This is a genomic window from Chryseobacterium sp. C3 (assembly GCF_014218905.1).
GTDB lineage: Bacteria > Bacteroidota > Bacteroidia > Flavobacteriales > Weeksellaceae > Chryseobacterium > Chryseobacterium mucoviscidosis.
The window spans coordinates 364,036-383,483 of record NZ_JACLCU010000003.1; the positions used below are offsets into that span (position 1 = coordinate 364,036).

The 19,448-nt window shown below is 38.0% G+C and carries 12 protein-coding genes; 3 read left to right on the forward strand and 9 right to left on the reverse strand.

Annotation, left to right across the window (positions count from 1 at the left end; translation table 11 throughout):
* Window positions 1–70 precede the first annotated feature (70 nt).
* The 8 genes from H6W53_RS08830 to H6W53_RS08865 all read right to left on the reverse strand — a co-directional run bounded on the left by H6W53_RS08830 (window position 71) and on the right by H6W53_RS08865 (window position 12,820).
* Window positions 71–2,443, reverse strand: coding sequence for a choice-of-anchor L domain-containing protein (locus H6W53_RS08830; RefSeq protein WP_185206169.1), 2,373 nt, complete (start codon window positions 2,441–2,443; stop codon window positions 71–73).
* A 119-nt stretch (window positions 2,444–2,562) separates the two neighbouring features.
* Window positions 2,563–6,168: a choice-of-anchor L domain-containing protein gene (locus H6W53_RS08835; protein WP_185206171.1), complete on the reverse strand. Its 3,606-nt coding sequence runs from the start codon at window positions 6,166–6,168 to the stop codon at window positions 2,563–2,565.
* Between the two features lie 167 nt (window positions 6,169–6,335).
* Window positions 6,336–8,696, reverse strand: coding sequence for a choice-of-anchor L domain-containing protein (locus H6W53_RS08840; protein WP_185206173.1), 2,361 nt, complete (start codon window positions 8,694–8,696; stop codon window positions 6,336–6,338).
* Between the two features lie 199 nt (window positions 8,697–8,895).
* A complete protein-coding gene (locus tag H6W53_RS08845; protein WP_087708064.1) occupies window positions 8,896–9,447 on the reverse strand; it encodes a DUF1003 domain-containing protein in 552 nt (183 codons plus the stop codon).
* A 12-nt stretch (window positions 9,448–9,459) separates the two neighbouring features.
* Window positions 9,460–10,230, reverse strand: a complete 771-nt coding sequence (locus H6W53_RS08850) for a TIGR02757 family protein (protein WP_410500681.1) — start codon at window positions 10,228–10,230, stop codon at window positions 9,460–9,462.
* A gap of 6 nt (window positions 10,231–10,236) precedes the next feature.
* Window positions 10,237–11,151: a ribonuclease Z gene (locus H6W53_RS08855; protein ID WP_185206175.1), complete on the reverse strand. Its 915-nt coding sequence runs from the start codon at window positions 11,149–11,151 to the stop codon at window positions 10,237–10,239.
* 145 nt (window positions 11,152–11,296) lie between these two features.
* Window positions 11,297–11,884, reverse strand: a complete 588-nt coding sequence (gene rdgB, locus H6W53_RS08860) for an RdgB/HAM1 family non-canonical purine NTP pyrophosphatase (protein ID WP_410500682.1) — start codon at window positions 11,882–11,884, stop codon at window positions 11,297–11,299.
* Between the two features lie 105 nt (window positions 11,885–11,989).
* Window positions 11,990–12,820 carry a CPBP family intramembrane glutamic endopeptidase gene (locus H6W53_RS08865; RefSeq protein ID WP_185206177.1) on the reverse strand — a complete coding sequence of 277 codons (831 nt, stop codon included), beginning with the start codon at window positions 12,818–12,820 and terminating at the stop codon, window positions 11,990–11,992.
* Window positions 12,821–13,197: 377 nt separating this feature from the next.
* Between H6W53_RS08865 and H6W53_RS08870 the strand changes: the two genes are divergently transcribed.
* The 3 genes from H6W53_RS08870 to H6W53_RS08880 all read left to right on the forward strand — a co-directional run bounded on the left by H6W53_RS08870 (window position 13,198) and on the right by H6W53_RS08880 (window position 17,997).
* The gene (locus tag H6W53_RS08870) at window positions 13,198–14,376 is read left to right on the forward strand and encodes an MFS transporter (RefSeq protein ID WP_185206179.1); all 1,179 of its coding nucleotides are present in this window, start codon (window positions 13,198–13,200) and stop codon (window positions 14,374–14,376) included.
* Window positions 14,377–15,108: 732 nt separating this feature from the next.
* Entirely contained in the window at window positions 15,109–16,704 is a 1,596-nt protein-coding gene (locus tag H6W53_RS08875) for a peptide chain release factor 3 (RefSeq protein WP_185206181.1), read from the forward strand.
* A 342-nt stretch (window positions 16,705–17,046) separates the two neighbouring features.
* Window positions 17,047–17,997, forward strand: coding sequence for a hypothetical protein (locus H6W53_RS08880; RefSeq protein WP_185206184.1), 951 nt, complete (start codon window positions 17,047–17,049; stop codon window positions 17,995–17,997).
* 267 nt (window positions 17,998–18,264) lie between these two features.
* Here H6W53_RS08880 and H6W53_RS08885 read toward each other — a convergent pair whose 3' ends face one another.
* Window positions 18,265–19,404, reverse strand: a complete 1,140-nt coding sequence (locus H6W53_RS08885; protein WP_076392514.1) for an acyl-CoA dehydrogenase family protein — start codon at window positions 19,402–19,404, stop codon at window positions 18,265–18,267.
* Window positions 19,405–19,448 lie beyond the last annotated feature (44 nt).

The window sequence follows — 19,448 nt, forward strand, 5'->3', positions numbered from 1 at the left end:
ACTTAATTTGTCCTAAAAAAAGCCCCTCAATTTCTTGAAGGGCTTTCATTTTGCATTATCGATTGATTTTTTATTCTCTGTTTTTCAACATAATCCAGCCAGACTGGCTCATGCTTGTTTTTGATTTCGGATACTGGAAGTTAAATTTATACCAGTACGTTGCAGTTGGCAGCTTTTTGCCTCCTAAAGTTCCGTTCCAGATTGGGTTTTCTTTCGAGAATCTGAATAATTCTGAACCATATCTGTCATACACAGAACCTGTGAAGTTATTAAAGTTTCCAAGAGCAGTAAGATCCAGTGTATCATTAACACCATCCTGATTTGGAGTAATCATATTTGCAATATTCAGTGTGAAGAATTCTAAAGCTCCTACACAATGTGTTCCTACAGTTCTTACCTGAATGTCGTAGTGGGTATTGTTGGAAAGTCCTGTAAATACATTAGACTGCTGCCATGAAATACCACCGTCCACAGAATATTCCGCTGTCTGAGGAATATTATTGATCATAGGAACCTGCGCAGTAATTGTTAACGTATTGTTGCTGTAATCAATATTAGAAACAAACGGAGAAGCTGCTGCCATCACTTTTGCAGTGAAAGTTTCCTGACAAAATCCGTTTTTAATGGTTACAGAATAAATACCCAACTGGTCTACTTCTATTGTTCTGGTCACCGCACCTGTACTCCACAGATAAGTGTAATTCGGTCCTGCTCCTGCGTCCAAAGTTACTCTGTCTCCCTGACACATTTCCACATCCATTAATGTCGAAGTGATTTCCGGAACTACCTCAACGGTGATTTTTGCAGGCTGTAAAGATTTACATCCTTTTGTTCCCAATGCGTATACAGAGAACGTTGTTGTATTGTATACTGTTGCACTTTGGGTATTGCCTGTTCCTGAGAAGTTTGCCCATTGATAAGTTACTCCGCCGGTTGCCGTAAGATCTACTACAGTTCCCGGACAGACTTTAATTTTCGATGCCACAACACTTGCAACAGGAGTCGCTTCTTTTGATAATGTTAATTTTACCATTTTACTACAGAAACCTCCATTCGATACCACAACATAAAGAATCTGTCCATCATTACCATTGTAGTGAAGAATATCCTGAATGTAATTATTGTTCTGGGCAATTGCATCTGCCTGATTTACATAAAAATAGAATACTGCACCCGGCGTTGTACTGATTGACGCCATTGAATTGGTAAGATCAAACCAGGTGACATCCGGAGTTGTACAGAGCAGTAATGTTGCATCTACTGCGGCTGGTGTTGTTCCTCCGTTTATTTTGATATTGGCTTTACCCGGACAAGGACTTCCAGGGAATGAAACCTGAATTTCGTAATTCCCCGGCTGTGTTGCTGTAATCGTAGGAGAGGTAGCTCCCGGAATTGCAACTCCGTTGAAGAACCACTGATACGTCATATTCGGATCACTAACCGATGCTGTGATCACCTGAGGAACATTGTCGCATACATTAATTTGCTCCGGCAATGTTGCTCCGGAAGGATCTAATAATTCTACTCCAATATTGAAAGATCCACCATCTAAAAATACTGCAGAATCATAGCTGCTGTCTATAGCATCTGCCAAAACCATTTTAAAGTGGTATGCCTGTCCTGGAACTACTGTAGCGGTTGCCTGTAAAGGAACAGTTCTTCCGTTAAAGTTGGTTTCTATATTAGCAGTATTGTACCCTCCAAAAAAGGCAACGTTTGGAGCACCGCATCCCATATTGGTTCCCGCAAAACTGTTTTGCGGGTGAATATTGGTTACACTCACCGGTCCTGTTCCCGGAGCCGGTAATACAGCCATGTTAACATAAGGTCCGCCGGCTACAGGTTTTAATAATAAAGCAAATGCATCTGAGAAGCTACAAGGGAAAGTTCCTGTATATTCTTCGGAAGCAAAAAGGTAATTAAATTTCACCTGACTGGAAGTAGGCACGAAATCAAACTCCAGAATAACGGCATCATTAAGTGTTGCAGAAGGATTCGTTGCTGCAACAAGATCCGGATCACTACCCGTTGGCAAATCATCTCCTAAAGTAGAGCTAATATAGCTGTTTCCGGCTTTTTGAGCATATCCTGTAGAAAGAACAATACCATCCTTGAAAGGAAAGCTGGTTGTTCCTCTGTTGAAATATCCCCAGGATCTGTTTGCATTTGTTGCCGGAAGGTTCGGGCTCACCTGAACGTTGGATACGTTAGGTGTAACACAGGAATTGGTTCCTGATGAAATCAACACATCTTTTACCAGCTGCAAAGGGGTATAAGCTGATGCAGGATATGTAGGAGTATTCACATCAATAAAAGAACCCGCTTTCATTGTAAGAGAGGAAGCCTTTTCTTGCTGAGGCTTTCTGTTTGTATTTTTTTGTGAATAAAAGAGACTCGATGAGGAGACCGCGAATAAAGAAAACAATAGTAGATATCTCTTCATAATATTTTTGTTTTAACAAATTTAATTTTTTTTTGAATATACCACACATTTATTTGGCATTTTTATGCTAAAAAAGCAAAAAAACCTTTCATAAGAAAGGTTTTCAATTTTAATATCTTTTAATTTCTGTTTTTCAGTAAAATCCATCCGCTTCTCTGCTCTAATTTTTTACTGGCGGGATTTTCCCATTGTACTCTGTACCAGTAAGTAGCAGTCGGAAGGACCAAACTTCCTCTCAACATTCCGTTCCAGAAAGTCTGATTCTTGGATGCTTTAAATACTTCCTGTCCGTATCTGTCGAAAATAGAGGCTGAAAAATTGTTATAACTGCTGATACCTGTAAAATCTACAATATCGTTTTTACCGTCAGAATTCGGAGTAATGGCATTAATAACAACGAAAGTAAAGAAAGATATTGAAGTGCTGCATTTCGCATCTTTCACCCTTACCTGAAGATTATAATTCGTATTATCCAAAATATTAGTAAATACATTGGACGTCTGCCAGCTAAAACCATTATCTGCAGAATATTCTAAAGTTCCGCCTGTCGGATTTGTCGTAGACAGAGTTAAAATATGGTTCTCGTACGAAATATTTGTAAACTGCGGCAATGTAGGATTGATAAGCTGTGCAGAAAATACCTTAGAACAAACCCCATTACTTATCGTTACCGTATAAGTTCCCGGTGTACTTACAGAGATCGTTTGTGTTGTTGCTCCTGTATTCCATACATACGTATAATTTGTTCCTGAACCTGCATCTAAAATTCCTGAATCTCCCGCACAAACATTAACATCTTTCAGAGTAGAAACAATCGCAGGGACAACCTGAATGGTAATTGAAGTAGGATTAGCCACTTTACATCCGTTTCCACCTAAAGCAAAGACAGAATAGGTAGTTGTAGCTGTTGGAGATACAATCTGTGTACTTCCGTTACCCGGTAAACCTACCCATTCGTAAGTAACGCCACCGGTTGCTGTTAAAGTTACAGATTCACCCGCGCATATTTTCATTTGGGAAGCAGTTAAAACTGCTACAGGAGGAGCCACGATTATTGTAATGGTAGCAGGAGTCGCTGAAACACATCCATTTGCTCCTACAGCAAAAACAGTGTATGTAGTTGTAGAAGTAGGCGAAACTACCTGTGTATTTCCATTTCCTGTAAGACCTGTCCAATTGTAGGTTGCACCTCCGGAAGCCGTTAAAGTAACAGACTCTCCGGAACATATCTGTAATGCCGTAGAAGTTACAGTAGTTACAGGAGCAGTTGTATTTTGTGTTACCGTAACGTTTGAAGTATACGTACAGTTTACATTTCCGGGCTGGTTGATATTGGTTACCGTTAAAGTATATACTCCACCCGCGTTTACCACCGGAGTTAATGTATTAGCTCCAGAAACAATATTTCCTCCACCGGTTGCGGTCCATGTAATGGTAGATCCTGCAGGAATTACAGAAGCAGAAGCATTCAATGTAACCTGAGGAGTGGTACAGGTAATCTGCTGTGGCGGATTAATGGTTAAAGTTGTTTGAGGCGTAGATAAAAGCTGTAAGGTTACCACATTTTTACACCCTCCGTTTGTTACTAAAACATATATCGTCTGTCCTCCCGCACTGTTAAAAGATCCCGGATTGGCAATGGTATTTGTATTTCCGGCATTGGCATCCGCAACATTCAGATAATAGGCAAAAGTAACTCCCGGTGCTGTTGTGATCTGTGGCTGTGCTTCCGTTAAATTATAATTAATTCCTCCGTTCTGATAACATTTTAATAAAGTTGCATTCTGAACGGTAATTGGCTGAGTCACCTGTATCGTAATCGTTGCAGGAGTAGCAGAAACGCATCCGTTCGCTCCCACCGCAGTTACTGTATAAGTGGTCGTCGTTGCAGGAGAAACAGTTTGTGTTGCTCCATTTCCCGGAAGTCCTACCCAATTGTAAGTAGCTCCACCGGAAGCCGTTAAAGTTACCGATTCTCCTGAACAGATTAAAATTTTCGAAGCCGTTAATCCTGTAGTTGGCGGCGCGCTGTCTCCCGTAACGGTTACACTCGCTGTTCCGGTACAGCTAACATTTCCCGGCTGATAAACATTAGATATGGTTAAAGTATAAGTTCCCGCGGTATTTACCACCGGATTTAAAGTATTTGCTCCCGAAACAATATTTCCGTTTGTTGTTGTCCAGCTAAATGTAGAACCTGTGGGATATACTGAACTTGAAGCATTTAACGTAACCTGTGAATTCGTACATGTTAAAACTCCCGGTGTAGCAATCGTTGCCGTAATCTGAGGTGCTTTTATCAATTGCAATTCTGCAACTTTGGAACAAAATCCGTTTTTAACCGAAACATAAACTGTCTGTCCCGGACTTGAAAAGGCGGTCGGATTCGCAATCGTATTTCCGTTTCCTGCAACCGCATCTGCCTGATTTACATAATAGGCAAATGTAGCTCCCGGTGTTGTACTGATTGAAGATTGTGCCGATGTTAAATTAAATGTGGCATTTCCCTGCGTGTAACATGAAATGAGAGACGCATTCTGAACTGTAGGTGAAGTTCCTCCCACCACAGTGATGGAAGCCGTTCCCGGACAGGTATTACCAGGCAAAAACACCTGAACTGAATATACTCCCGGCTGTGTAGCTGTGTAAGATGCATTGGTTGCTCCCGGAATAGGGTTTGTCCCTAAATACCATTGATATGTAGCTCCGCCTCCCTGAACTGATGCCGTAAATGTCTGCGGAGCGTTATCACAAACATTAACTGATGAAGGAAGCGTAACTCCCGCCGGATCTAATAACTGCACACCAATATCGAAAGATCCTGCTTCAAGAAATACCGCAGAATCAAAATTGGCATCCTGATAATCTGCCAAAACCATTTTGAAATGATAAGTCTGACCCGGAATTACTGTCGCTGTTGCCGTTAACGGAACAGTACGTCCGTTAAAGTTCGTTTCGATCTGAGGAATATTATATCCTCCGAAATACGATACGTTTGCAGCTCCGCAAGCCAATGGAGCACCCGTCTGATATTGTGTGGAAGGGTGAATATTGGTAACACTTACAGGACCTGCTCCTCCCGGTAAAACGGCAAGATTGGTATAAGGATCCCCTACTTTTCTTAATAAAAGCGCAAAACCATCGCTGATGGTACAAGGGAAATTAGTCTGGTATTCTTTTGAAGCGAATAAATATCTGAAAGTAACTTTCGTAGAAGCCGGAACAAAATCGAATTCGATGTAAGTCGCATCGTTAAGCTGATTGTTAGGAACTCCAAGAGCCGCCGCCAAATCTGCATCTCCTCCGGAACCTAAACCGTCACTTAAAGTTCCTTGAAGATCATTTCCAGCTTTTCTCGCATATCCTGTTGTAAGAACAATTCCTTTTGCAAAAGGGAAATTGGTGGTTGCTTTATTAAAATATCCCCAGCTTCTGTTTTGGTCTGTCACTGCTAAATTTGGAGAAACAGACACATTCGTTACATTCGCAGCAGAACATGCAGATCCTCCACTAATGAGGACATCTTTTACCAATTGTGTGATACTGTATGAAGATTCCGGATAAGCGGCTGTATTTACATCTATAAAAGCTCCGGCTTTCATGTTTTCAGGGGTTTGTCTGCTCACAACTCCTTTTCCGTCTCTGCCTTTCTGTGCATTAACGAAATTCCCTACAAAAACCAAAAGCAAAGCCAAAAATAAATTTTTTGTCCTCCTATTTAACATTTTATATTATTTTAAACAAAAATACTATTTTTTTCAATTGAATTTCAATTCGGTACTAATTACATTATCACTTATATAATTAAATATCCTGTAAAAAAAGTAATTTCAATTATCTCTGAAACGAAAAAAAGACCAACAAATTGTTGGCCTTTTCTATTGCGATTAAATTATTCAAAATTTTTCAATAAAATCCATCCTGTTTTTACGACAGGCTTTTTACTTGCAGGATCTTCAAAACTTACCTGATACCAGTAGGATGAAGTGTTTAGTCGTTTACCCTGGAAATATCCGTCCCAATAAGGCTGTAAGCTGCTTTCTCTGTAAACCTCTCTTCCGTAACGGTCGAAAATAGAGGCTTTAAAGTCTTTGTTTTTATTCACGATTCGGAAATCAATAATATCATTAATGTTATCTCCGTTTGGCGTAATAACGTTCTGCATCACGAATGTAAAATATTCAAGGAAGCCTACACAGCTTGTATTCTTCACTCTTACTCTAATGGCAATAACTGTATTTCTCGGTACATTGGTAAATGTATTTGAATCTTGCCATGTTAAACCATTATCAACAGAATATTCCAAAACACCGTTGCTTGGATTACTTGCCGTAATAATCATGGTTCCGTTTTCGTTATAGTTAACATTAATAACTTCCGGAATAACCGCCTGAATAACCTGTGTTGTAAAGACTTTTGAACACACTCCATTGGTAATAGTTACACTGTATGTTCCCGGCGTTCCTACAGAAATCGTCTGAGATGTTGCTCCATTACTCCACAGATATGTATAGTTCGGTCCTGCTCCTGCATCTAAATTAATAACATCTCCCTGACAGATCATCCCACCGGAAAGTGTTGATTTAATAGCCGGAACAACTTCTATAGTAACGGATGCAGGCTGTAGAGATTTACATCCCTGTGTTCCGATCGCGTAAACAGAATATGTTGTAGTCTGGGTTGGAGAAACTGTTTGTGTAGCTCCGGTTCCCGATAAATTCGTCCATTGATAGGTTGCTCCGTTAGAAGCTGTTAAGGTTGTAGATTCGCCTAAGCAGATTCTTACTTTTGTTGCCGTAAGCTGTGCAACAGGCGTTACTTCTTTTCTTAAAGTTAAAGTTACTGTTTTGCTACAGAAAGCTCCGTTGGAAACCACGACATACAAAACCTGTCCGTCTGTTCCGTTATAACTTGCCATTTGTGCAGCAGTAAGATAATTGTTATTCTGAGCAACAGCATCTGCCTGATTTACATAATAACGAACGATGGCCGTAGTGGAAGTTGTAATCTGCGGCGTTGCATCATTTAAATTAAATGTTGCCAAAGATGGTGTTGTACAGAGTTTTAAAGTAGCATTCTGTGCAGGTGGCGTTGTTCCGCCTACAATGGTAACGGTAGCTGTCTGGCAGTTGGTTCCGCCCACAAATGTTCTTACCTCATACACACCGGGTGATGTAGCGATATAGGTCGCATTGGTTGCTCCTGCAATTGCAACACCGTCTTTGTACCATTGGAAGGTCATTCCCGGAACAGCAGCAATTTGTGCAGTAAGAGTTTGTGGCGTATTGTCACACATATTCACCGTCGTTAAAGGATTTCCGCTGCCGTCTACAATGGTCATACCGATATCAAAAGATCCTCCCTGAAGAAAAACGGCAGAATCAAAACCACTGTCGGAAGCATCAGCCAAAACCATTTTAAAATGATAGGTCTGCCCCGGAATTACCGTTGCGGTTGCCGTTAAAGGAATTGTTCTTCCATTGAAATTCGTTTCGATATTTGAAGTGTTCATTCCTCCGAAGTAAGCTTCGTTAATAGGTCCGCATGAGAACCCGTTACCGGAAGGAACAATATTGGTAACGCTTACAGGTCCCGCTGTTCCGGGTAAAATTGCCATATTGGTATAAGTAGGATCCCCTACTTTTTTCAGTAATAAAGCAAAACCATCGGAATAAACTCCACAAGGGAAATCTGAGGTATATTCTTCTGAAGCAAAAATATAATTGAATTTTACCTGAGTATTGTTGGGAACGAAGTCGAATTCAATAAAAACGGCATCTTTTAACGGAGCCAGAGGATTAATTGCCGTAACAAGATCAGGATCACTAACGGTGGATCCGGGAACAGTGTCACCTAATCCTGTTTCCAAAACATTTCCTGCTCTTCGGGCTTTTCCAGTTACCAATACAACACCATCCGTAAACGGAAAGGCAGTAGTTCCTTTATGAAAATATCCCCAAGCTCTTTCGGTGTCTGTTGCGGGCTGATTGGGAGAAACAGTGACGTTGGTAACATTGGCAACAGCACAACTTGAACCGCCTGTAATAAGGATATTTTTAACAAGCTGTTCTATATTATAAGATGATGGCGTATAGGAAGCGACATTAACATCTATAAATGCACCCGACTTTAAACTCGAATTAGTATGCTTTTCTTTGATTGGTTTTCTTGATGCTTTTTGGGCAAAAACGGAACCCGAAACCAGAAGCAACACTAAAAGGAAATAGTAGTTTTTTAATCTATAATTTAACATTTTGTTGTTGTTTGTTCAAAAATACTAAATTATTACTTAAAATCAGAACAAAAAACAAGCATTATACTACAAATAACCTAAAATATTTTAAAATTATAGAAATAACAGATATTCTATCTGAATTAATAAAAAAGACTGATAAAATTATCAGTCTTTTTGTGTGGAATTTTACTATTTCAACAATTTTATCTGTTGATAACTAATCTTTTTTCAGTTCATCAATCATATTCTGCAATTCTGAGATCTTATCTTTCAGTGCTTTAATTTCATTTTTGTTGGAACTTACATTGCTTTTCAGCATTACATTTTTGGCGCGCTCATTATGGTCTTCTTCATCTTCTTCCTCATTAATTTCTTCAATATCTTCCTGAATATCCTCAATATCTTCATTAATTTCTTCGATATCCTCGCTGATTTCCTCAATGTCTTCGCTGATTTCTTCTATATCTTCCTGAATATCTTCAATATCTTCACTGATCTCCTCGATATCTTCCTGAATGTCTTCAATCTTTTCATGACTTTTATTCACCGACATCTGGATGAAGATCGCAAGATAAATTGCCTCTAAAGAAACCACTGTGGTAAGAATCAGAAGCATTTTATCAAATTCTACAATATGAAGAACCGGCAGAAGAAAAGAAATCAAAAAAAACAGGGTATGCGCAATGAGCGACGGAATAGAACCGATCCACCATGTAATTCCGTTGGCAATTCTTTCTAATACTTCAATTTTTTCTTCGTTCTTTTTCATTGCGTTTCAATTTTAAATTAATTCCTTGGTAACTCCTAATCCAAACAGTGCAAAATCATATTTTGCAGGATCTTTTTCATCAAATGTACGGATGATAAGATCTAATTCTTCCACCGTTTTCCAGTCGTTCTGCGTTCTCGTAATCAAACCGAGTTTCCTTGAAATATTTCCGGTATGTACATCCAAAGGAATCGACAGGTGTTTCGGATCTGTATTTTCCCAAAGACCAAAATCTACACCACGCCTGTCGTTACGTACCATCCAGCGCAGAAACATGATAATTCTTTTGGTGGAAGAATTTTTATACGGCGAACTTACATGTTTGTGCGTTCTGTGCTTTTCCGTTCCCAGAAACTGTGTTCTGAAACGTTCAATCGCATGAGAAAAATTAACTTCAGAATCATTTACCCTGAATAAATCTTCCAGACTTTCATTCTCCGTATAAATCCTGTTAAACTGCTTAATAAAATAAGCAAAATCTTCTCCGTTAAACGTTCTGTGGACACTTTTGCCTTCAAGAAATTTCAAATCCTTTTCCGAGTGATTCAAAACAAAATCATAGGGGGAATTTCCCATAATATCGAGCATTTTTTCTGCCGATTTAATGATCGCTTTTCTGTTTCCCCATGAAATTGTCGCCGCCAGAAATCCTGCAATTTCAATATCCTGTTTCAGAGAAAAACGATGCGGAATCTGGATCGGATCATTTTCTATAAATTCAGGATCATTGTACTGATCTGCCTTTTCATCTAAGAAGATTTTCAGTTCTTCAAACTTCAACATTATTTTTTAAATTTTTACAGGTTCCAGTGCTTTCGGTAAGAAAGTATTGGGAAAAACAGTTCTTGCTTCATCGGTAAATACGGTAAGATCTCCATAACGGTTGGAAAAATGTCCTAAGATCAGTTTTCCGACTTCTGCTTTTCTGGCTACCGTTGCGGCTTCCAGAGCAGTTGTATGTCCTGTATAATCTGCCATTTCCTTCAAATCGTGAAGAAATGTGGATTCATGATAAAGCACAGTTACATTTTTAATGATCGGGATCACACTTTCCAGATATCTCGTATCGCTGCAAAAGGCGTAAGATACAGAAGGAGCAGGTTCTATCGTAAGAATTTCATTTTTAAGAACATATCCATCGCTTAAAACAAAATCTTTTCCGGCTTTTATATTGTGATAATCACAGGTTTCTATTTCGTTGTACTTCGCGATTTCCTTCATGTTTAGATGCCTGTCTTTCGATTTTTCTTTAAACAGATAACCGTTGCAGTATATTCTGTGATCCAAAGGAATGGTGTACACTTCTACCCTGCTGTCTTCGTAAATTTTCTCTGAATAATCTTTATCCAATTCATGATAAACCACTTCAAAACCACGGTGCGTCTCTGTAATCGTGAAAATAGTTTCCAGCATTTTCTTAATTCCTTTCGGACCGTAAACGTGAAGCGGCGTTTCTCTTCCCAAAAGCCTGAAGGAAGCAATAAGCCCCGGTAAACCAAAACAGTGATCTCCGTGAAGATGTGAAATAAATATATGATTGATCTTCGAAAATTTTGCTTTGGCTTTTCTCAACTGTACCTGCGTTCCTTCCCCGCAATCGATGAGGAAAGACCGTTCTTCCATCTCCAGAAACTGCGCGGTAGGAGAAGAATTCACCGTAGGAATTGCTGAATTAAAGCCTAATATCGTTAAATAAGTACTCAAATCGATGGTTTATTAAGGTGACAAATGTACGGATTTAGGTTAAGACTAAGATTTAGGCTGAGATTAAAATTACTTAGTGGAAACCAATTTAAATATCTAAATTCCTGTTTCTGTTTTTACCATACATCTTAACCTCAACCTTAAACTACTCTTTCCCTTTCAGAAAATCCAAAAATAGATCCAAAGCCTGTTTTCTGTGGCTGATTTTGTTTTTATCCTGCGGTTCCATTTCAGCAAAAGTCATTTCGTACCCTTCCGGAACGAAGATCGGATCGTAGCCAAACCCTTTGAAACCTTTATTTTCTTTCAGTAAATTTCCATGAGCCCTTCCGTCGAAATATTTGGCTCCGTTTTCGTCATAGTAGCATAAAACAGTAATAAAATACGCTTTTCTGTTTTCAATACCTTCCATTTCGCTCAAAACTTTTTCGATATTTTTGGCAAAATCGTGATCTCCTGCATAACGCGCGGAAAAAATTCCCGGTCTTCCGTCCAGAGATTCTACAACCAGTCCGCTGTCATCGCCCAAACTTGGAATTCCTGTTTTTTCGAAGCAGTATTTCGCCTTAATTAACGCATTGGCATTGAAAGAATCTCCGTCTTCTACGATTTCTTCATGAAGATCGTAATCGGCAAGGCTTTTTACCACAAAATCATCGCCTAAAATCTGCTGAATTTCTTCTTTCTTATGTATGTTATGCGTTGCAACCAGTAATTCCATATTCAATTTCATTTATTTAATTTCTATTTTGTTTAAATCTCAAATCATCATCACAAATAACGCCAATGATATTAGTGAAATTAGTGTTTAAAAATTTAGTGTCATTCGTGTTAAGATTTAAATTTCAGAATAATGCACTTTGTATTTTTTCATGAAAAGAAAATAAAACAAGGAGAAAAGTGCAATTCCTATCGTCAGTATGATCCATTCCGAAACTTTAAAAGCATCTGCGAAGCTTTCAGTTTTTACATAAGTGATTAATAAGGTGGAACATAAATTATTAAAACCATGCAAAAGCATCGGCAAAAGCAGAGATTTTGTTTTGTAATATACCAATCCCAAAACGCATCCTAACAGAACCGCTCCCACAAACTGCCACGGATTTCCGTGAACCGCTCCGAAGATTACGGAAGCAAAAACAATTGCCATTTTTGGTTCAACGCCTTTATTAATCAATCCTTTCTGGATAATTCCCCTGAAAATAATTTCTTCAAAAATAGGCGCACAGATAACGGCAGTAATGATCATCACAACCGGATCATCGGTAAGTTTTTCCATCATCTGAGTAAAAAAATCGTAATACTTTCCGAAAAAAGGTCCCGTTGTAGGAATTTGGGCGGTAATAAATTCTGCAATAAACATCATCCCGATCATCATTGGAAAAATCAGGAGATAGGTAGAAAAATTAGTGGGAGAAAAATTGAAATTCAGCTTCATTCCTGTTGTTCTTCTCACAATGAAAAAATCAAAAAAAGCAATCGCCGTAAGAAATCCTGCGGCATTGGTAATAATAAAAAACCAGTCTCTATACTGCAGGTTTTCTTTGAAAGTAAACATCCAGAAAACATTAAAAGACGAAACCACCATTGTTCCGAAAAACAATCCTGCCAGTAAAACAAGACCGCCAATCCATGTAAACTTGAAATTTGGATATTTACTTTTTTCCATAGAATCTAAGAATTTATTGAGAAACAAAGATAATTCAAATTATGAGAAAAGAGAATCGCAGAGAAGTTTAACCTTAAAATACATGGTTACATTTATGTTTTTTTAAAATGTTTAAACAAATTTCAAAATTAACCACAAAAGTTGCAAAAGAACATTATTCCGCAATAATTAGAATAATCAAAGTTCTCAAAAGACTAAAAATCGAAGATTTTTAAAGCTGTTGTTGCCTTTTTCATTTTTCGTTATTTAATTTGAATAAAATTTCAGCTTATCTTTTATAACTTTTGCGGTTAAATAAAAAAGGTTAAACAGATTTTAAGTTAAATTTCTCTTTCATACTGTTTTAATGAAGTAACTTTGCAGCTTAATATTTTCACATGCAGGGTTTGGTAAAAAAGTCGGAGAATGTTAATCTGTCTTTAATCAGTTATGTAAGTTTTACCTTTATAGGGTATTTCGTTATCGGATTATCGCTTTCGGTACTTCCTATTTTCATTAATAAAAGTCTTGGATTCAGTCTGGTAATTGCAGGTTTGGTCATCAGTCTGCAATATGTTTCTACATTTTTTCTGAGAGCTTATTCCGGAAAAATCATTGACGGAAAAGGTCCGAAACCTGCCGTTTTATTCAGCATGATCAGTTTTTCGCTGACGGGAATTTTCCTGATCATTGCTTATTATTTCAAGTTTTCTCCGTGGTTAAGTTTAACATTTTTGGTCATCACGCGTCTTCTTACAGGCTGCGCGGAAGGAATGATCGGTGCAAGTCCGATTAACTGGGCAATTATGGCAGTCGGAGAAAAACATACGGCAAAAATTATTTCCTACAACGGCGTTGCCTGTTACGGTGCTTTGGCAATCGGAGCTTCTCTGGGTGTAACGATTGAGCATGAATTCAGCTTATACGGAATCGGAATTCTTTCGATTATTCTTGGAATTTTAGGGTTTCTTTTTGCAAAAACCAAAGACAATAAAACCAATACAAATATAAAGGAATCGCAGTCTTTCTGGAAAGTTTTGGGAAAAGTGGCTCCTTTCGGCGTTTGTCTGGCTTTAGGAGGACTTGGTTTTGCGAGTATTTCTACTTTTATCACTTTATATTACAACTATTTTCACTGGAATAACGGCGCTTTATGTCTGAGTGTTTTCGGGGTACTGTTTGTTGCAGGCAGACTCGTTTTCAATAATGTAATCAATAATTACGGAGGAATTAAAGTCGCCATTGCCTGTCTTTTGGTGGAAACTATCGGGCTTTTAATTATTTCATTTGCCACGAATTCACAAATGGCTCTTGTAGGAGCCGGCGTTACAGGACTTGGGTTTTCATTAATTTTTCCGGCTTTGGGTGTGGTGGCGATTAAAAGTGTGCCTTCATCCAATCAGGGTTCCGCTTTGGCGGGATATGGTCTTTTTATTGATCTTTCTCTTGGTGTTGCAGGACCGCTGATTGGCGGAATTGCCGATCTTTACGGGATGAGCTATATTTTTCCTTTCAGTGCGGCGATGGTTTTTGTGGGATTGGGACTGGCTTATTTGCTTAAGCTTAAACACAAATAGCACTAATTTTTACAAGAATTAACACGACTCAGGTTGGTTTTCGCAAAGACGCAGGATTTTTACTAGTCTTAAATTTTTAAGGCGCAAGGATTTTATCTTTGATAAAATTGATCATCAGAATTATAAAATAAAATCTTTGATTTTATCCTTGCGTCTTAAGACTGGAAAACTCTTATTTAAATCTTGCGCCTTAGCGTTTTTCCAATAAAATTTAAACTTATCGTAGATCTTTTAAACACGAATAACACAAATGGTTTTCACAAATTCCACGAATTTGATTTTTTTTTAGCCTATTTTTAGTTTGGCAAAAGCAAACAAAAAAAGTTGTTTAAAGTAAAACGGTAGAAAACTCTATAGAGTTTTATCTGTGTAGACACCTTATTCACAATGCATTTTGCGTTCCGTAGGAACGCTATCTTTAAAAAATTTCTCATATTTATAGATATCAATCCTACGGATTGATTTGCGGATTTATTCTTATTTCTACACAGATTCTGCTCCTAAAGGAGCAAACTCTCTTACTTCAAACAACTTCAAAATAAAAAATCAAAGATTTTTAAACTAATGGGTTCTTTTACGTACAAAGAATTTAACCTTAAGTTGCGAATGTGTTATAATCTTTTGTGAGATTTCGGTTAAATAAAATTCATGCTTTTCGTGTAAAAATTTGTGTTCAAACAAAATTTTCAGGATTCGACAAAATTCCCGATTTTTGCAACTTCAAAATACGATATGTCAGACTTAATCAAAGAAATAGAAAAAAGAAAAACCTTCGGAATTATCTCTCACCCGGATGCCGGAAAAACCACTCTTACGGAAAAGCTTTTGCTTTTCGGGGGTGCAATTCAGGAAGCGGGTGCGGTAAAATCCAACAAAATAAAAAAGGGAGCGACCTCCGATTTCATGGAAATTGAAAGACAGAGAGGGATTTCCGTGGCAACTTCGGTATTGGCTTTTGAATACAGAAACCACAAAATCAACATTCTGGATACTCCCGGTCACAAGGATTTTGCAGAAGATACGTACAGAACTTTAACGGCGGTTGATTCTGTAATTGTGGTAATCGACGTTGCAAAAGGGGTTGAGGAACAGACGGAAAAGCTTGTTCAGGTTTGTAGAATGAGAAATATTCCGATGCTGGTTTTCATTAATAAGCTTGACCGTGAAGGTAAGGATGCTTTCGATTTGCTGGATGAGGTGGAACAGAAGTTAGGATTAACAGTTTGTCCGCTTTCTTTGCCAATCGGGATGGGAGCTGACTTTCAGGGAATTTACAATATCTGGGAAAACAATATCCAGTTGTTTTTGGAAGAGAAGAAACAGAAGGTGGGTGAAGCGATAAAGTTTGACAATATTAATGATCCTTCAATTGATGAAGTGATTGGCGAAAAAGCTGCCGCTACTTTAAGAGAGGAACTGGATCTGGTTCAGTCGGTTTATCCGGAATTCAACCGTGAAGATTATATGAAGGGCGATTTGCAGCCTGTTTTCTTTGGTTCGGCTTTGAATAATTTCGGGGTTCGTGAGTTGCTGGATGCTTTTATTGATATTGCACCGATGCCACAACCGAAGGAAAGTGATACGCGTATTGTAAAGCCTGAAGAAAATGGTTTTACAGGATTCGTTTTCAAGATCCACGCGAATATGGATCCGAAACACAGGGACAGATTGGCTTTCGTAAAAATTGTTTCGGGAACTTTCAGGAGAAATGAAAATTATCTTTTGGTAAGAGAAGGCAAAAAAATGAAGTTCTCTTCACCAAATGCTTTCTTCGCAGATAAAAAAGAGGTGGTTGATGAAAGTTTTCCGGGAGATATTGTAGGTCTTCATGATACGGGAAGTTTCAGAATCGGAGATACGTTAACAGGCGGCGAAAAACTGAATTTCAAAGGAATTCCGAGCTTCTCTCCTGAACATTTCAGATATATTAACAACAACGATCCGTTGAAAGCAAAACAACTGGCAAAAGGGATCGATCAGTTGATGGATGAAGGGGTTGCACAGTTATTTACACTGGAAATGAACGGCAGAAAGATCATCGGAACAGTGGGTGCGCTTCAGTATGAGGTTATCCAGTATCGTCTGGAGCATGAATATGGGGCAAAATGTACTTACGAACCTCTTTCTATGCATAAAGCATGTTGGATAGAAGCGGATGAAAAGTCAGACGAATTCAAGGAATTTGCAAGACTGAAACAGAGATTTTTAGCGAGAGACAAATACAACCAGTTGGTTTTCCTTGCTGATTCTTCTTTCACGATTCATATGACGCAGGAGAAATTCCCGAATGTGAAACTTCATTTCATCAGTGAGTTTAAGAATGCTTAATTGAAATAAATCAGCTTTAAATAGATAATCCGCGGAAATTTTTCTGCGGATTTTTTTATGAAATTAAATGAAACTTTTATAACATCAAGAATCTTGAGGGTATCTTAGATTTTCGGCTCCACTTTGTTTCGCTCAAAATGACAGTGCTGAAAATTAAGTTCAGATAAGATTTAATTAAGAAAAAAGAAATCAAAGATTAAAAAAACTTTGTAAAACAGGATTTTTTTATTTTACAAAACACTAAAATTCAACCCCTTATCAATTTACATAAGCAAAACAATTCCTTTACAATCTTTACAAAAACTTCCCTCCTAATTTTACCTCATCGAAAAAATTAATGTTATGAAAAAGTTGATCTTACTCGTTGCTGTATCAAGCACGTTTATCATGTGTAAAAAAGGAGAAGCGGCAACATCTAAAATTGAAGACGCAGTACAATCAGCAGACAGTACGATTTCTGCGACCTCTGAAAAAATTAATGATGTAAGCGAAAAAGCCAATGCTGCACTGGATTCTGCCAATGTAAAAATTAAAGATTTTGAAAACACTAAAAATGAAGTAAAAGATAAAATTGAAAATACTTCCAAAATGGTAGATTCTTTATCTGAGAAAATTTCTTCCGTAAGACTGGAATCGAAAACCGAGAAAAAAGATTCGGCTAAAAAAGAAGAAAAAATTGTGGTGAATGTTCCGGCTCCGAAAGTGATTAAAGAAACCAAAATCGTTTATAAAGACAAACCGAAGAATGAAAATTACGAACTTAATGTTCTGAAAAATAAAATGGTAAAATCGGGCTATTTAACCATGAATGCAGACAATGCGGAAATTGTAAGGGAAATTATACGAAAGGAAACGGTTAGAAACAACGGCGCAGTGACAAAAGAAGAGCTCACTTATGTTGCAGCAGAACCTTCCGATGACAGATCTTCGGAAATAGCGGATCAAAAAGCATATTATCTTCAGATTAAAGTTCCTCTGCAGAATTTTGACCAACTGATGGATGATTTAAGCAGCAATATCGGCAATATTGAAAGCAAAAACATAGAAGTAAAAGGAAATGACTATTATAACAATACGCTTTGTGAGATCAGGATCTCTCTTTTGGATAACACTCATAAAGCTCCGGAAACTTTTGGTGAAAAGTCTTTAGCCGCCGTTTCCTCAGGATGGAGTGTCATTACTTCTATTTTCCTATTTATTCTGCCGCTTTGGCCATTGTTTTTAATTGCCGGAATCGGATATTATTTTTATAAAAAGAGGGGTAAAAACACAACCAATCATGATGCCCATTAATTTCGAAAGTCCATCCTTTGTGATGGATTTTTATTTTAATATTATTTTAATGGGATAAATTGATTTTTAACCGATGTTATTGATATTTTTGATAAGTCATTAAGAAAGGAAAAAAGCTTGTAAAATTTAACTTTAGCCTCAAATTTCCATCAAAAAGATAAATAAAAGCAGATAAAAAATTTTATATATTATATTTTGTGGTTCGTGTGAATGTAAAAAGGCTTCCAAATTCGGAAGCCTTTTACTATTTCATGTATAATTAAGCAATTACTTTGCAATGCTTCTTGAAATAACGATCTTCTGGATTTCAGAAGTTCCTTCGTAGATCTGAGTGATTTTGGCATCTCTCATCATTCTTTCTACGTGATATTCTTTCACATATCCGTATCCACCGTGGATCTGTACAGCTTCAATGGTAGTATCCATTGCCACCTGAGAAGCGTATAATTTTGCCATTGCTCCGCTTTCAGAGATGTCTTTTCCAGCATCTTTTTCTACAGCCGCCTTGAAGCAAAGCATTCTTGCTGCTGTGATCTGAGTTGCCATATCTGCCAGTTTAAACGCAATCGCCTGATGATTGATGATTTCTGTTTTAAACGCTTTTCTTGTTTTAGCATATTTTAAAGCCAGTTCGTAAGCTCCGGAAGCAATTCCTAAAGCCTGAGAAGCAATCCCGATTCTACCACCGTTCAGAACAGCCATCGCGAAATTGAACCCGAAACCGTCTTCCCCGATTCTGTTTTCCTTCGGTACTTTTACGTTATTGAAGATCAAAGAATGCGTATCGCTTCCTCTGATTCCCAGTTTATCTTCTTTCGGACCGATCTCGAAACCTTCCCAACCTCTTTCTACGATGAAAGCGTTGATTCCTTTATGTTTTTTCTCAGGATCTGTCTGTGCAATTACAATATAGTAAGATGCTGTTCCACCGTTTGTAATCCAGTTTTTAATACCATTTAACAGGTAATAATCTCCTTTATCTTCCGCAGTTGTTTTCTGGGAAGTCGCATCAGAACCTGCTTCAGGCTCAGACAAAGCAAAAGCTCCGATTACCTGTCCGCTTGCCAAAGGGGTAAGATATTTTACTTTCTGCTCTTCAGAAGCAAATTTCTCAAGACCTGCACAAACCAATGAGTTGTTTACAGACATTACCACAGCCGCAGAAGCATCTATTTTTGCAATTTCTTCCATTGCAAGAACGTAAGAAACGCTGTCCATTCCGGCACCGCCGTATTTAGGATCCACCATCATCCCCATAAGTCCCATTTCCCCCATTTTCTTTACCTGTTCTGCAGGAAACTTCTGGTCGCGGTCTCTTTCGATTACTTCCGGTAAAAGCTCGCTTTGCGCAAAATCTCTTGCTGCCTGCTGAATCATCAGCTGTTCTTCTGATAAATTAAAGTCCATAACATTGAATAATTAGATGGTCGCTAATTTACACTTTTTGGGCA